The sequence below is a fragment of the Pseudomonas sp. UBA7500 genome (assembly GCF_002478435.1).
GTDB lineage: Bacteria > Pseudomonadota > Gammaproteobacteria > Pseudomonadales > Pseudomonadaceae > Aquipseudomonas > Aquipseudomonas palmensis.
The window spans coordinates 111,309-126,136 of sequence record NZ_DLNW01000018.1 but is presented as its reverse complement, the minus strand read 5'-3'; the positions used below and the strand labels follow the sequence as shown (position 1 = coordinate 126,136).

The following is a 14,828-nucleotide window of genomic DNA, read 5'->3' as shown; positions in this document are numbered from 1 at the left end:
CTGCACCTGCACAGGGTTTTGTGGGCGCCACGAAACCCTGTGTGGGCCGGCTTGCCAGCGACGCTTTTCAGCCCAGCCGGATAGACGCCTGCACCACCACACCGAGCACCTCGGTGCCCTCCTCCCACGTCAGTTTGGGCCAGGTGGGATTGAGCGGCTGCAAGTACCGCTGACCACCCTCCTCGACCAGCTGGCGAAACACCGCGACAGGATTGCCGGGCAGGCGCGCGATCACCAGCGCGCCGATCTCGGCAGTTCGACCGCTGTCCACCAGCACCATCATGCCCGCCGGCACGCTCAGGCCCATGGGCGAATTCATCGCGTCACCTTCCACCGTCAGCCAGTAGCACGGGCCATCGGCCAGGTGATCGCTGAGCACGGTCGGCGCGCCTTCGACAGGCTCGGCCAGGTGCTCCCAGTCCGACAGCGGGTAGCGGAATGCACCCAGCGCCGGTGTGGCATAGACCCCGGACGGCTCCGCGACGGCGTCGTCGCAGACCACGCCCATGCGCCCCATGCCCAGTATCCGCAGGATCTCGTCGATGGTGGCCAGCGGTGGATTGTTCCTTCCCCGAATCCAATGGCCAACGCCACCTTGGGTCACCCCGAGGCGTTCGGCCAGTTTCTCCTGCGTGAGGCCCAGCTCGCGCATTCTGGCTTTCGCCAGTTCATTCCATTTTTTCATCGCTGGCACGATACGGACTGACAGCAGCGACTCAATACATACTCTGTAGTATTTAAGCAATGGAATACAATACAACATGTACTTAGGATTGAAGGGTAATCTTTTCCTACTCACTACAAGGAAGGCAGCCCCATGACCCCACCCCCTTTCAACGACCTGGACAGCGAAGCGGCACGCCGCGCACTGGACTATTACCTCAACCCTACCCCATCTACGGTCAGCCACACGGACGACCAGCTGTTCATCGCCCGCCAGGACCTCTCGGCCGAAGCGGCCACCGAACACGCCTCGAGCATGCTGCGCTGCGCCGCGGCCAGCGCCTACGAGTCGGCCGACAACCTCAAGGGCAACTCACGGGACATGGCCTTCTCGGTGATGCACATGATCAACATGGCCAGGGCGCTGCTGGACCGCAGCCTCGCGGAACAGGCCAGGCGGCAGGAGCTTCAATCAAGGGAGGGATGATGGCAACGGGAACGGCGGTGGGGCAGGCCGTGGTTCAACGACCAGGCACAGCGATGCGGAATTTTTTGCTGGATAACAGAAAATTCATTTGACTTGAAAATGAGAACGATTATTATTGCAAACAACTGGTCGCGAGACTGGTTGGATAACTGAAAGCCCTTAGGTCGGACTCTCAGATTATCTCCTCATCAGGCTAATCACGGTTTTTGACCCGGCTTTTTGCCGGGTCTTTTTTTTTGGCTCTTCAGGCTAATGAAGGCGGGTGGTGCTTGAATGGCAGCGATGATAGCAAATGTATGTCTCGATATGTAACCCCGAGGCAAGCCTTTGCCGATTCAGCACTTGAGAATCAATCTCATGTAGATTAAGCTGTCGCAGCGTCAGGGAAGACGCCCCCTTCTCTTCAGTCGTTTCTTTCTGCAAGGAGCTCGTACATGACCCGTCTGTTGCTGCCCCTTGAACACCATCACGATAGCGCCGACCTCGGCGAAGATGCCCTGCTCGTGCGCCTGAAAAAGCTGCCACGCCGGGTACAGCAGGTGTTCCTGCTCAATCGTCTCGATCAACTGTCGTTCGCCGCCATCGCCCAGCGCCTGGACATCGGCGCACCGACCGTGGAACGGCACATGGGCCAGGTACTGCAGGCCGCCCTGCCGGTGCGCAGCGCCTCCAGCACTGCGGCGGCGCAATGGTATGTGCGCCTGCAGAGCCCGGACATCACCGCCAGCGAGCGCATCGACTTTCGCCGCTGGCTGGATGCCGCCCCCGAACACCTGCATGCGTTCCATGCCACCGAACTGCGCTGGCGCAACCTGCTGGCACCGGCCCGGCAACTGGGCGATGGGCACTGGTATCGCCAGGCCTGGGCCGGTGTTTCGCTGGGAGGCTGCTCGGTGGCGCTCGGCCTGGGGTTGGCAGCGGCGCTGGCGATCGGTTTCTGGTCGTGATCCAGGGGTGTAGAGTGGTTGGCACAACAACTCTACCGGAGCCTGGCCATGACCGTGACGCTGTCCCCCGTTAGCATCGATTGCGCATTCGATGCCGGCAACATCCTGCTCGTCGATGCCGGCAACCCGTCCCGGATTCACTTGAACATCCGCCCCGACACCCACAGCGGGCATTTCCAGTGGTTTCACTTCAAGGCCAGCGGGCTGACGCCCGGGCATACCCACACCTTCAGCCTGGACAACGCCAGCCAGTCGTCCTATAGCGCCGCATGGGAGGGCTACCAGGCGGTAGCGTCCTACGACCAGCAGAACTGGTTTCGCGTGCCGACCCGCTACGACGGCAAGGCCCTGCACTTCAGCCTTGAGCCCCGCGAAACACAGGCCTGGTTCGCCTACTTCGAGCCCTACCCGCGCGCGCGGCACAATCAGCTGATCGAACGCGCCAGCGCCTTGCCGGGCGTCGAACTGCTGGCCACCGGGCGCAGCGTCGAAGGGCGCGATATCCCGTTGCTGCGGGCGGGCGACGGGGGCGCGGGCAAGCGCAAGCTGTGGATCATCGCCCAGCAGCACCCCGGCGAGCACATGGCCGAGTGGTTCATGGAGGGCGTGATCGACCGCATACAGGGCAACGATGCCACCGTGCAGGCCCTGCTGGCGGTCGCCGACCTGTACCTGATCCCCAACATGAACCCGGACGGTGCCGCTGCCGGGCACCTGCGCACCAATGCCAGGGGCAAGGACCTCAACCGCGCCTGGCAGGATGCGAACATCGAACACACCCCTGAGGTGCTGTTCGCCCAGCAGCAGATGAAGCTGTATGGCGTGGACCTGTTCCTGGATGCCCATGGCGATGAGGAAATACCCCATGTGTTCACGGCCGGGTGCGAAGGCAACCCGGGCTACACGGATCGGATCGCGGCACTGGAGGAGCGTTTTCGCAGCACCCTGTGCAGCGTGACCCGGGACTTCCAGACCACCCACGGCTACCCGCGCAGCAAGCCTGGGCAGGCCAACATGACCCTGGCATGCAATGCGGTGGGCCAGGCGCATGACTGCCTGTCGCTGACCCTGGAGATGCCGTTCAAGGACCACGACGACGCGCCCGATGCGGTGACCGGCTGGTCGGGTGGACGCTCCAAGGCGCTGGGCAGCGCGGTGATCGACACCTTGGCGAAGCTGGTCGCAGCGCTGCGCTAGGGGCTGGCGCACCGTCGCCCCGCAGCGCTCCCCATCGCGGGTCAAGCCCGCTCCCACAAGGCTTGCAGTGCCCTGTGGGAGCGGCCTGACCCGCGATGAGGCAGGTCAGGCCGGCGGCGGCCCCGCCACCCGCACGCAATCATCCGGCCCCAGCACCCGCCCATCCGCCGCTCGCAGCTGCAGCGGGCCCACCGGCGCCCCGCTCTGGCGGTCCACCAGCACCGAATGCGCCTCGCCAGGCTGGTAGAAAAACGCCTCGCCCCACTGGCGCAGCCCCACGATCAAGGGAAACAACCCGCGCCCCTTCTCGGTCAGCACGTACTCCTGGTACGCGCTGCCATCCGACGCCGGCACCAGCTCCAGAATCCGGTGCTCCACCAACTGGCGCAAGCGCGAGGCCAAAATGTTCTTGGCCATGCCCAGATTGCGCTGAAACTCGCCAAAGCGGCGCAAGCCATCAAACGCATCACGCACGATCAACAGTGACCACCAGTCACCGATCGCGTCCAGTGACCGGGCCACCGGGCATTCGGCATCTTGCAGGCGGGTACGCTGAACCATGGTCGCTCTCGGCAGGCTGAAAAAAGTAGTTGCAATATAAAACCGGTCCTCTCAGCATACAACCAGTTTCATTATGCAACCACACAGGATATCGCCATGCCCGCCTCCCCTGCGCCCCGGCTTTCGCCGTGGCTCGCCCTGCTGTTCTCCGTCGCCTGCGCACTGGCGGTGGCCAACGTGTATTACGCCCAGCCACTGCTGGACGCGATGGCCCGCGACTTCGCCATCGACCCGGCGCTGGTGGGGCTGGTGGTGACCCTGACCCAGGTGGGCTACGGCCTGGGCCTGATACTGCTGGTGCCTCTGGGCGACCTGTTCGAGCGGCGCCGGCTGATCGTGCTGCAGTCGCTGCTGTCGGTGCTGGCCCTGCTGATGATCGCGCTGGCCACCAGCAGCGCCTGGCTGTTTGTCGGCATGGCCCTGACCGGCCTGTTGGCGGTGGTGGCGCAACTGCTGGTGGCGCATGCCGCCAGCGTATCGGCCGACACCGAACGCGGGCATGTGGTGGGCATGGTCACCAGCGGTATCGTGATCGGCATCCTGCTGGCCCGCACCCTGTCCGGGGCGATGGCCGATCTGGCCGGCTGGCGCTCGATCTACGCCCTGTCGGCAGCGCTGACCCTGCTGATGACCCTGCTGCTGTGGCGCGTGCTGCCCGCACACACGGCTGCGCGCCCCAACACTGGCTACGGCGCGCTGCTGGTGTCGTTGTGGCAACTGGTGCGCGAGCAGCCGGTGCTGCGCCAGCGCGCCCTGCTGGCGATGCTCAGCTTCGCCTCGGCCATGGTGCTGTGGACCCCGCTGGTACTGCCCCTGAGCGCCCCGCCGCTGTCGTTGTCGGCAACCGAGGTGGGCCTGTTCGGCCTGGCCGGCGCAGCCGGGGCGCTGGCCGCCGCGCGTGCCGGCGGGCTGGCCGACCGTGGCCTGGGGCAACGGGTCAGCGGCCTCTCGCTGCTGCTGATGATCGGTTCGTGGGGCGCCATCGCCCTCACCCAGCAATCGCTGTGGGCACTGCTGCTGGGGGTGGTGGTGTTCGACCTGGGCCTGCAGGCGCTGCACGTGGCCAGCCAGAGCCTGATCTACCGCCTGCCGGCCGATACTCACAGCCGGCTCACCGCCGCCTACATGCTGTTCTACTCCATCGGCAGTGCACTGGGCTCGCTGGCCTCGACGCTGGCCTACGCCTGGGGCGGCTGGCTGCTGGTATGCGTGCTGGGCGCGGGGTTGAATGTGCTGGCACTGGGGTATTGGTGGCGCACCGTGCGCCAGCCGGCTCAGAACTGCACGTCGAGTATCACGCTGTCCAGGTAGTCGCCGGCCGGCGGCGTGGCCTGGTCGGTGTAGACCCTGGCGTTGTAGTTGAACACCTGGCTGCCGGCCGCGCTGCCACTGCCATTGCCGTTGCCCGGGTTGATGTCGGCGTCGCTGCTGGCGCGCCGCGCACTGCTCAGGCTGCCCCAGCGCACGCCGCCGCCACTCTTGAAGATGTCATAGGCCAGGTAGTTGCCGGCGCTGGATTTCATGCGCCGACGCCCGCCTGCCACGTTCTGCCCGTCATCCAGCCCCACCGTGTAGGCACTGCCCTTGGTACAGGCCAGGTTGACGTTCTGGCTCACCGTGGCGAACCCGCTGACCACCGGCGCGCTGCCGAACACGATGTTGGGTGAGCTGATCTGGCAGTCGTTGGTGACGGTCAGGTTGATGGTCAGGGTGGTAGTGGCGTTGAACACCTGCCGCCCCAGGCAGCCGCTGCCCAGACCCAGCCCCCAGCAATAGTCGATGCTCCAGGCCACGGTGAACGTCTCCTGGTACAGGCCGGCCGCCACGTTGCTGGTCATTTGCGTGCGCAGGTAGATGGGCACGGTCTTGGGCGAGGTGCCGCCGAGCAGGCCCAGGGCATCGATGATGCCGTTGCGCGCAAAATCGTAGGGCTGGCCCCGGGTGATCGGGTAGCTGGTGCTGTTGTTGGCGTACAGCGTGTAGAGGATGACGTCGCCGGTGGGGCCCACCAGCCCGGTGGTGCCGTTGTTGGCGGTGAAGGTGGCCTTGAAGGAGTCATCCGAACGCAGCAGGGTCAGCAGCGAACCGGTGCAGCTCAAGCCGGCACTGGGCGCCGTGGTGGTCTGCACCGTGGTGCGTATCAGGGTGGAGTTGACCAGGCCGAAAGTGGCCGGCGTGGTTGCCAGCACCTGGCACAGCGCCTGGGCGCGCATGCCGGCCAGCAGTGCCAGCAGCGCAAGCAGCCCCGTCAGCCGGCGCTTCACTGGCACACCAGCGGGCCGATCAGCGGCACCTGGTCGGCCTGCGCCTTGAGCTCGAACTGCACCCGGCAACTGCCGCCTCCGGCCAGTTGCACCACCAGGCTGTTGTGTTCGCTCAGGTCCTCCAGGTACACCAGGCCATCCCAGCCCACCACCGCCAGCGCGCCGCTCTGCTCGTGGCGTACCTGGCTGCCCACGGCCAGTTCGTTGTTGCCGGCATCCACCAGCACCACGCTGGCGGCCAGTACCCGGCGCAACGGAAATTCCAGCAGGTAGCCGGCGCCGCGCCTTACCGCCACGCGCTGCTCCACATTCGGCGAGCGCACATCGGGGGGAAGTTCCAGCGGGTCGATCTCGTACTTGCCGCGGTAGTAGCCGCTGCCGTAGGGCACCAGCAGGTGCCCCTGGCTGTCGGTGTGCCCCACCACCTGGTTCTCGTAGCGCACCGGCACATCGGCAAAGCCTTCGGTGCTGACCAGCACGAAGGCGTCGTCGATGCGATTGGCCGCGAACACCCCGGCGTCCATCAGCACCACCGAGCCGCTGGCGTCGGCCCAGCGGGTCATGTTGTCGCTGCTGCCGTACACCCCGGCCTGCAACTGCACCGATTGCAGGCGCCAGGTCAGGTCGGCCTGACGGTAGGTTTCACGGTCGCCGCCGGCATAGCCCAGGTTGAACCCCACGCCGCCCTGGGCGGGTACGGCGCGGCTGTAGTTGACCCGCTGCAGGTTCTCGCCCTGCTGGTTGCGCTCCAGGCTCAGGGCCAGCGTGCCGTGCAGGTCGAAGGGCACCACCACCTGCGCCTGCACCGCCCACTGGCTGTCGTCCAGGTCGCGGTTGGCCGACAGGTACAGGCTGCTGTTGCCCCACAGCGGCTTGCTCCAGCTGAGGTTGAGCAGGCGCGTGCGCGAGTTGTCGGCGGCGCGCACGTCGAAGTAGCCCGCCCCCAGGCTGCCATAGCGTTGCAGGTTGAGGCTCAGGGTGACCTGCTCGCTGCGCTGGCTGAGGCGGATATACGGGCTGTCGACCAGCGACAGGTCGGCGTAGTCGCCATGACGCTCCAGGCGCTGGTAGTTGAAGCCCAGCCAGCGGTTGTTGTACTGGTAGCCCAGGCTCAACTGCTGGCCACTGCGACCTTCGAAGCGGCTCTGGCTCAGCGCCGTGTTGAGCACGCCGAAGTTGCCCACCCGCAGGTTGCCGCCCAGCCCGCCCAGGCCCAGGGACCCGGCCGCCTCGGCATGGCTTTCCAGCGTGAAGTAGTCGGTCAGGCCATAGCGCAGGCTGCCCGCCGCAACGCCGGGGCCGTAGGCAAAGTCGCGCACGGCATAGTCGCGGCGCAGGGCGCCGGCCGCCACCGAGAAGTCCGCCAGCCCCTGTTGCAGCAGGCTGCTGGTGACGTAGAACGGCAACGTGGTCGAGACCTGCCGGCCAAGGGCGTCGGTGGTCACCACCACCGCCTCGCCGGCACCGTTGATGAACGGCACGTTGGTCAGGGTGTAGGGGCCTGGCTGCAGGTCGGCACTGGCGCTCTTGTAGCCATTGATGAACAGGTCCACCGACGAGGGCACCGCGGCTTCACCGGCGAAGGCCGGCAAGGGGTAGGTCACCAGGTCCGGGCGCACGGCAAAGTCCCGCGACAGCTGCACCCCGCCCACCCGCACCGAGCTGGTCCAGGGCAAGGCGCCGGTCAGCACGTCGCCGGCCTCGAAGGTCAGCAGGCGCGCTTCGTCGGTGTAGCGCCAGGTGGTGTCGTACCGCCGAAAACCTTCCTGGGCGCCTTCGTAGCCTGCCCCGCCGAGGCGCTGGCGCCACTGCCCGGTGGTGGAGAAGGTGCCCCAGCTGTCGAACACCCGCAGTTCGTTCCAGGCCGCCAGGTAGGTGCCCCCCTCATCGGTGTCGTTGAAGTAGGCGTCGTAGTTGAGCAAGGCGCCGAAACTGCTCAACGCCTCGCCGGCCGGCCCCAGCGAGCGCTCGCCGATGCGCTGGTTGGGCAGCCACGCCGCCGGCACCTGCACCAGCAGCCGCTGGTTCTGGCTGTCGTACTCGCTGTGCAAGCCATCGATGGCGTCCAGCGCCAGTTCCGGGCCGGGCTGCCCGGGCAGTTGCACGCCCGCCGCCTGCAGGTCGGCGGTGGCCATGTACAGGCGCCCGGCCCGCTGGTGCACCAGCACCACGCTAGCGCTGCTCATCTGGTTGACCACCAGTTCCAGGTACAACGGCGCATCGGCGACAGCCTCCATACTCGCTGGGGGTGGCGGCAGTTCGCCTGCGACCGCGCTGCCCGCCAGCAGCACCGCCAGCGTCACGCTGCGGGTGCAGGCCAGAGAAGTACTCACGCACGCCGTCCCACCATGTCCGGGTCCTCCCTGGCCCCTGCTCCATCTTCATGCGCCCTTGAGGCGCCGGGCTCAGTGGCCCTGGTTGATGGTCTGGGGCGGCTCGGCCCCGTTGACGCGCCCTTTCAGCACACTGGCCGCCGAGGCTGCTGCAGGTGCCGGCCAGCGCATGGTCGCGCCGGGCAGTACATAACCCAGCAAGCCGTCGACCAGCGGCTTGCTCTGGGCACCCTGCTGCATCACCACATCGGTGAGGCGCGCATGCACCGGCCCCACGTTGCGGATCTCGACGAAGGGCTTGCCCTGCTGCGATACCTGTCGCCAGCTCAGCAACGGCGTGCCCACGCCCGCTGCATCACGCTTGCCCTCGGCGTCCGGCTTGCTCCACAGCCCCTGGCCGTAGACGAACAATGGCACCGAGTAGCGCATCTGGAAGCGGATCTGCGCCTGGGAAGTCTGCGCATCGCTGGCCGGCAGGGCGGGTGGGATCTCGTCGATTATGATGCGGTAGGCCTGTTCCTGGCCGGCCGGCGACTGGCCGGTGCGGGTCAGGCGAATCAGCTGTTTCTCACCCGGCTTGATGGTCGCCACCGGCGGGCTGCCGATGATCTCGCGCTGGGGCTGGAACTGGTCGTCATACCCGTCCTGGCGCCAGGCGAACACCCTGACCTGCAGGTTCGCCGGGGTGGTGCCGCGGTTTTCCAACCACAACGCCCCGGCCTTCTGGTCGGCCTCCAGCACCGGGTCGATCGGCCAGATCAACACCGATGTGGCCGCCTGGGCGCCCCCTGCGCCGAGCAAGGCGCCCACCAGCAGCCACTTGCCCATCCCTTGCCATCCACGTGCGTACAGCGCCATGCACCCTCTCCTTTGGCTTGTTCCGATACAACCCCGGGAGCGCACTCACCAGGACAACACCACTTGCACCACGTCGGTGTAGGTGCCCGCCGGCAACACGCCGGGTAACTGGGCTTGCGCATACACCGGCAGCTTGATCGCCGTCGGATCGCTGTAACTGACCGCCACGAGCTGACCGATGCCCAGCGCCTGGGACAAGGCCGCGTCGCGGTACAACTGATAGGCCACCAGCGAGGTACCGCTGGTGCGCTTGAGGTTGCGTACCCCGTTGTTGTTCAGGCCACCGTCGACGCTCATCTTCAGGGCCACCCCGGGGGTGCATTGCAGGGTCACCGTGGTGCCGGCCAGCTGGGTGTTCACGCTGGCAGCGCCGAGCGCCGGACGGGTGCCGAAGTCCAGGGTGCCGTAGTTGCTGGCGCCGCCCACCACCAGGCAACCTGCCGCAATCGTTGCGCTGACCTGAAGCGTGCTGGTGAGCGCGGCATCCAGCGGCATGGGCACTGCCCAGGCCAGCACCGCAAGGCCACCGAGCAACCGGCGCATGACCTAGAAGCTCAGCTCGACCGCCACCGTGTCGGTGTACACCCCTGGCGGCAGCGACGGCTTGCCCACGGCGCGGCCGTACAGGTTGACGGTCTGCGCCACCCCGGTGCTGGTGGCGAGGGTGATGGTGCCGTTGATTGCCAGCAGATTGGTGTGCCCGGCATCGGTGTAGAAGTCATAGGGCACGTAGTTGGTGCCCATGGCCAGCGCGCGGCTGCCACCGGTGGTGGCCGCGTCATGCGCGCCTGCGCCCACCTTCACCACCGGCGTGGCGCCGGGCGAACACAGCACGCTGATGGCGCCGCCACCACCGGTGCCGATCACCTGGGCGCTGGCCTCGGTGAACAGGGCAATCTGCGAGCCGAAATCCAGGTTACCGAAGTTGACCCCGGTGGTGGCGGTCGAACCGTTCACCTGACAGGCCGCGGTCAGGGTCAGGGTGGCGTTGATATTGCCCGTGACCGTGGCCGCCTGGGCCTGGCTGGCAAGGGCCAGGCCAAGCCCGGCGAAGAGTATGCGTGAGACGTTGGGATGCATGAGTCACTCCTTGTTGTTACCAGTCCAGGGTCACCATCAGGGTGTCACGGTAGATGCCGGCCGGCAGCGCCCTGGGGTGTGCCACCACGGCGCCGTAGATCGGTATGGGGATTTGCGCAGCGCTGCTGATCGAGAAGTTGCGCTGCTGGCCGATGCCGTAGCGCACTGCACCGCTTGGGTCGGCCGCCAGCTGGTAGGGGATGAGCTCGCTGCCGTTGCGCAGGCGGCGCACGCCGTTGGCATCGTTGCTGCCGCCATTGATGCTCACCGTGAAGGCCCGCACCGAGGGGTTGCAGCTGACCTGCAGGGTGCCGCTGCCGCCGGTCTGGTCGAGGTTGGCGCTGAGCGGGCGGGCCCAGCTTGGCCCCTGGGTGCCGAAGTCCAGCAGGCCCAGGCCGCCACCGGCCGGGCTGTCGTCCGGCACATTGCTGATCTGGCAGGCTGCGCTGATCACCAGGCGTGCCTGGATATGCCCGCTGAGGGCGGCATTGGCCATCGGACACAACAGCAAGGGCCCGAGGCTGATCAACAGAATCTGCGATGTCTTCATGCTGCCAGTTCCTTTAGCACGCACAGGGTCACCAGGTGACGGTCACCTTGAGCAAGTCCGAGTAATGGCCGACACGGGGCACCTGGGCCAGGGTGTCGATGCGGGCGTACAGCGGCAGTTCCACCGACCCCGAGTCGGGTACGCGTGCGTGCTGGGCGATGTTCACCGCCAGCGGAGTGCGCCAGGCCGGGTCCTGGTAGAGACGGTACGGGATGGGGCGGGCCTGTGGCGTGTCGCTGGCCAGGTAGCGCACCTCGCCGACGCCGCCATGCTGGCCGCCATCGACCTTCACCTGGTACAGCGTGTCGGGGTTGCATTCCAGACGTGGGGGGCGTTGTTGCAGCAAGGCGCCGGTCAGCGGGCCTTGCGGATCGTCCAGGCGCGCGGTACGGCCGAAGTCGAGCAGGCCCTGGGCCTGGGCGCCGGCATCGCGGGTCTGGTGCACCAGCTGGCAACCGCGCTGTACATCCACGCGAACTTCCACCAGAAAATCTGCGGCGGCGGCAGCGTCTGCGACAACCAGCCCGAGCAGCGCAGCCAGAGAGCGTCCCTTCACCGTTACCCTCCTTGCAATGCAGGATCCATCTGTTCCAGAGGGTAGCAGCCGAAGAAAAACCTGCCAGCAAGCTCGGAAATGTATAGGCCGCGTACAAGAACCTTCCTACATGACCTGCCAGGCACGACATGACTGGCAGCCCAACCCCCTATTCGGTACATTAGCGCCGCCCACTCAGCCGGCCCCTGTGCCCGGCACCCCCAAGGAGCCTGAGATTGACCGCCTTACCGCCGTCCTGGATCCGTTCGCCGCTGCGCGCCCTGCGCCAGCGCCTGGCTGCCCGTGCACACCCGCCGGCCAAGCGCCTGGCGGCTGTTGAAGTCGATGAATTCTTCCGACGAAAGGCCGATGAGCAGGGCTATACCTTGAGCCACGGCCAGCAGCGGGTGATCGCCTGCATGGCCGAGCAGGCCGCGCACCTGGCTGACGGCACGGCGCGCAGCCTGTACCTGTACGGGGCGGTGGGACGGGGCAAGAGCTGGCTGCTGGACGGCTTCTTCCAGTCACTGGAGCATCCGCACAAGCGCCGCCTGCACTTTCACGATTTCTTCGCCCAGTTGCACGAGGGCATGTTCCGCCATCGCCAGCAGGACGATGCGCTGGGCGCGACCCTGGACGAGCTGCTGCAAGGCTGCCAGGTGCTGTGCTTCGACGAGTTCCACGTGCACGACATCGGCGACGCGATGCTCATCACCGGCCTGTTCAAGGCGCTGTTCGAGCGCCGCGTGTTCGTGCTGCTGACCTCCAACTACCCGCCTGCCGGGCTGCTGCCCAACCCGCTCTACCACCAGCGCTTCGAACCGGTGATCCGCCTGATCGAGGCGCACATGCAGGTGCTTGAAGTGGGCGGCGAGCAGGACTACCGCAGCCACCCGGCCTCCGGCAGCCAGCAGCGCTTCACCCAGGGTCACTACCTCTGGCCCGGCAGCCCGGCGCAGCGCCATGCCGCCGGCCTGGATCAGGCCGGCGCGCCGGTAAGGCTGCAGGTGGGCAAGCGCTCGCTGCACGCCCTGTTCAGCCAGGAGCGCGCGGTAGGCTTCAGCTTCGAGGCGATCTGCGAGCAACCCACGGCGGTGATGGACTACCTGGAGCTGGCGCGCCGCTACGACCACTGGGTGATCGAGCACCTGCCGGACCTGGCGCAGTGCTCGATGGCGGCGCAGCAGCGCTTCATCAACCTGGTGGACGTGCTGTATGACCAGGACAAGCACCTGGTGCTGGTCGGCCAGGCCCCGCTGTGCGAAAGCCTGGGCGGCAGCGCCATCGACCTGGCCCGCACCCGCAGCCGGCTGGGCCAGCTCAATGTGCTGGGCCCGGTGGCCTGCCCGGGTTGACCCTCAGCTGGCCCGCGCCAGGCTGGCCAGCACCCCTTCGATCTCGGCCAGCACGGCCGGGTCGTCCAGGGTCGAGGGCGGGGTGTAGGGCTGGTGGTCGGCGATCTTGCGCAGCACCGCCCGCAAAATCTTGCCCGAGCGGGTCTTGGGCAGGCGCTTGACCACCCGCACCTGGTTGAAGCAGGCCAGCGCGCCGATCTGCTCGCGCACGCTGGCCACCAGTTCGGCCTGCAACTGCTGCTCGCTCAGGCTGACCCCGTCCTTGAGCACCACCAGGCCCAACGGCACCTGGCCCTTGATTTCGTCGCGCACCCCCACCACCGCGCACTCGGCAATCGCCGGGTGGCGCGCCACCAGGTCTTCCATCTCGCCGGTGGACAGCCGGTGCCCGGACACGTTGATCACGTCATCGGTGCGCCCCATGATGTAGACGAAACCGTCCTCGTCGAGGTAGCCGCCATCGCCGGTGTGGTAATAGCCGGGGTGGCTGTGCAGGTAGGCCTGCAGGTAGCGCGCATGGTCGCCCCACAGCGTCTGGCTGCAGCCGGGCGGCAGCGGCAGTGCGATCACGATGGCACCCTGCTCGTTGGGGCCCAGAAGGTGCCCGTCGTCGTCCAGCACGCGCACGTGGTAACCCGGCACGGCGCGGTTGCTCGAACCCGGACGCACCCCGCAACCCTCCAGCCCGACGCAGGGCGCGGTCACCGGCCAGCCGGTTTCGGTCTGCCACCAGTGGTCGTGCACGGCCTTGCCGCTGGCCGCCTCCAGCCATTGATGGGTGCTGGAGTCGAGTTTTTCCCCGGCCAGGAAGATCTGGCGCAGCGAGCTCAGGTCATGGCGCTTGAACAGCTCGCCCTGCGGGTCTTCCTTGCGGATTGCGCGCATGGCCGTGGGTGCGCAGAACAGTCCGTTGACCCGGTACTGCTCCACCACGCGCCAGTAGGCGGCAGCGTCCGGGGTGCGGATCGGCTTGCCCTCGTAGAATACCGTGGTGCAGCCGTTCATCAGCGGCCCGTAGACGATCAGCGAGTGCCCCACCACCCAGCCCACGTCGGAGATGCCCCACCACACATCCCCCGGCTGCATGCCGTAGATATGGCGCAGGGCAAAGCGCAGCGCCACGGCGTTGCCGCCGTTCTCACGCACGATGCCCTTGGGTTTGCCGGTGGTGCCGGAGGTGTACATGATGTACAGCGGGTCGCCTGCGGCCAAGGCCACCGGTGGCACCGGGCTGGCCGCAGCCACTGCCGCCTGCCAGTCCAGATCGCGGCCTTCGCGCAGCTCGGCGCGGGCCTGCGGGCGCTGCAGCACCAGCACCTGGCGCGGCTGGTGGGTGGCCAGTTGCAAGGCCTTGTCCACCAGCGGCTTGTATTCGATGACGCGGTCGAACTCCAGCCCGCAGGAGGCGGTGAGCAGCAACGCAGGCCGCGCATCGTCGATGCGCAGGGCCAGCTCGTTGGCGGCAAAGCCACCGAACACCACCGAATGCACCGCGCCGATGCGGGCGCAGGCCAGCATTGCCATGGCCGCCTGCGGCACCATCGGCATGTAGATGATCACCCCATCGCCCTGCTTCACCCCCAGCTCGCGCAACAGGCCGGCCAGGCGCGCCACCTCGTCGCGCAGTTGCACGAAGGTGAAGGTCTGTCGGGTATCGGTGACGGGCGAGTCGTAGATCAGTGCGGTCTGTTCGCCACGGCCCTGCTCGATCTGGTGGTCGAGGGCCAGGTAGCAGCTGTTGAGTTGCCCGTCGGCAAACCACTGGTGGGTGCCGTCGGGGTTGGCCACAAGGGTCTGCGCAGGCTTGCGGTACCAGGCCAGGTGGTCAGCCTGTTCGGCCCAGAACGCGGCGGGGTCGGCAATGGAGCGGTCGTAGCTGTGCTGGTAAGTCATCGATCGGTAACCCTGAACTTTGTTGTTATTAAAAGGGCGAATATCGAGTATGGACGCCAATTGCGCGCCTGCCATGGTACTTAAGTCGGGTATCATCGCCGCCGT

At 66.9% G+C, this 14,828-nt stretch carries 15 protein-coding genes; 5 read left to right on the top strand and 10 right to left on the bottom strand.

Translation table 11 applies throughout. The annotated features are described in order from the left end of the window. Positions 1-67 precede the first annotated feature (67 nt). Entirely contained in the window at positions 68-685 is a 618-nt protein-coding gene (locus tag B4I46_RS08595; protein ID WP_078481708.1) for a LexA family protein, read from the bottom strand. A 132-nt stretch (positions 686-817) separates the two neighbouring features. Here B4I46_RS08595 and B4I46_RS08590 point away from each other — a divergent pair, with 132 nt between their 5' ends. The 3 genes from B4I46_RS08590 (at position 818) to B4I46_RS08580 (ending at position 3,294) form a co-directional block, all read left to right on the top strand. Then, positions 818-1,150, top strand: coding sequence for a DUF6124 family protein (locus B4I46_RS08590; protein WP_054914395.1), 333 nt, complete (start codon positions 818-820; stop codon positions 1,148-1,150). 434 nt (positions 1,151-1,584) lie between these two features. Next, positions 1,585-2,097, top strand: a complete 513-nt coding sequence (locus B4I46_RS08585) for a DUF4880 domain-containing protein (protein ID WP_043863965.1) — start codon at positions 1,585-1,587, stop codon at positions 2,095-2,097. A 48-nt stretch (positions 2,098-2,145) separates the two neighbouring features. Then, positions 2,146-3,294 (top strand): M14 family metallopeptidase, encoded by a 1,149-nt coding sequence (locus B4I46_RS08580; protein WP_286899640.1) that lies wholly within the window; start codon positions 2,146-2,148, stop codon positions 3,292-3,294. Positions 3,295-3,399: 105 nt separating this feature from the next. Here B4I46_RS08580 and B4I46_RS08575 read toward each other — a convergent pair whose 3' ends face one another. Beyond that, positions 3,400-3,855, bottom strand: coding sequence for a winged helix-turn-helix transcriptional regulator (locus B4I46_RS08575; protein WP_043863967.1), 456 nt, complete (start codon positions 3,853-3,855; stop codon positions 3,400-3,402). Positions 3,856-3,951: 96 nt separating this feature from the next. On the opposite strand from B4I46_RS08575, the gene B4I46_RS08570 reads away from it, so the two are divergent. Then, on the top strand, positions 3,952-5,166 hold the full coding sequence (locus B4I46_RS08570; RefSeq protein ID WP_078481709.1) for an MFS transporter: 1,215 nt from the start codon (positions 3,952-3,954) through the stop codon (positions 5,164-5,166). On the opposite strand, the gene B4I46_RS08565 is transcribed toward B4I46_RS08570, so the two are convergent. From B4I46_RS08565 to B4I46_RS08535, 7 genes are all read right to left on the bottom strand, one after another. Then, complete coding sequence (locus tag B4I46_RS08565) at positions 5,130-6,068, bottom strand: Csu type fimbrial protein (protein WP_078481722.1); 939 nt, start codon at positions 6,066-6,068, stop codon at positions 5,130-5,132. The two genes, B4I46_RS08570 and B4I46_RS08565, sit on opposite strands and share 37 nt — an antisense overlap. A gap of 47 nt (positions 6,069-6,115) precedes the next feature. Further along, entirely contained in the window at positions 6,116-8,356 is a 2,241-nt protein-coding gene (locus B4I46_RS08560; RefSeq protein ID WP_116055334.1) for a fimbria/pilus outer membrane usher protein, read from the bottom strand. 168 nt (positions 8,357-8,524) lie between these two features. Continuing rightward, on the bottom strand, positions 8,525-9,310 hold the full coding sequence (locus tag B4I46_RS08555) for a fimbrial biogenesis chaperone (protein WP_376787193.1): 786 nt from the start codon (positions 9,308-9,310) through the stop codon (positions 8,525-8,527). A gap of 45 nt (positions 9,311-9,355) precedes the next feature. Beyond that, positions 9,356-9,853, bottom strand: a complete 498-nt coding sequence (locus B4I46_RS08550; RefSeq protein ID WP_286899637.1) for a Csu type fimbrial protein — start codon at positions 9,851-9,853, stop codon at positions 9,356-9,358. Positions 9,854-9,856: 3 nt separating this feature from the next. After that, positions 9,857-10,390, bottom strand: a complete 534-nt coding sequence (locus tag B4I46_RS08545; RefSeq protein ID WP_043863970.1) for a Csu type fimbrial protein — start codon at positions 10,388-10,390, stop codon at positions 9,857-9,859. Between the two features lie 16 nt (positions 10,391-10,406). Continuing rightward, positions 10,407-10,940 (bottom strand): Csu type fimbrial protein, encoded by a 534-nt coding sequence (locus tag B4I46_RS08540; RefSeq protein ID WP_043863971.1) that lies wholly within the window; start codon positions 10,938-10,940, stop codon positions 10,407-10,409. Between the two features lie 28 nt (positions 10,941-10,968). Further along, positions 10,969-11,496: a Csu type fimbrial protein gene (locus tag B4I46_RS08535; protein WP_078481712.1), complete on the bottom strand. Its 528-nt coding sequence runs from the start codon at positions 11,494-11,496 to the stop codon at positions 10,969-10,971. Positions 11,497-11,711: 215 nt separating this feature from the next. Between B4I46_RS08535 and zapE the strand changes: the two genes are divergently transcribed. Then, a complete protein-coding gene (zapE, locus tag B4I46_RS08530) occupies positions 11,712-12,830 on the top strand; it encodes a cell division protein ZapE (RefSeq protein ID WP_080922931.1) in 1,119 nt (372 codons plus the stop codon). 3 nt (positions 12,831-12,833) lie between these two features. Here zapE and B4I46_RS08525 read toward each other — a convergent pair whose 3' ends face one another. Next, the gene (locus B4I46_RS08525; RefSeq protein WP_078481714.1) at positions 12,834-14,723 is read right to left on the bottom strand and encodes a propionyl-CoA synthetase; all 1,890 of its coding nucleotides are present in this window, start codon (positions 14,721-14,723) and stop codon (positions 12,834-12,836) included. Positions 14,724-14,828: the final 105 nt, after the last annotated feature.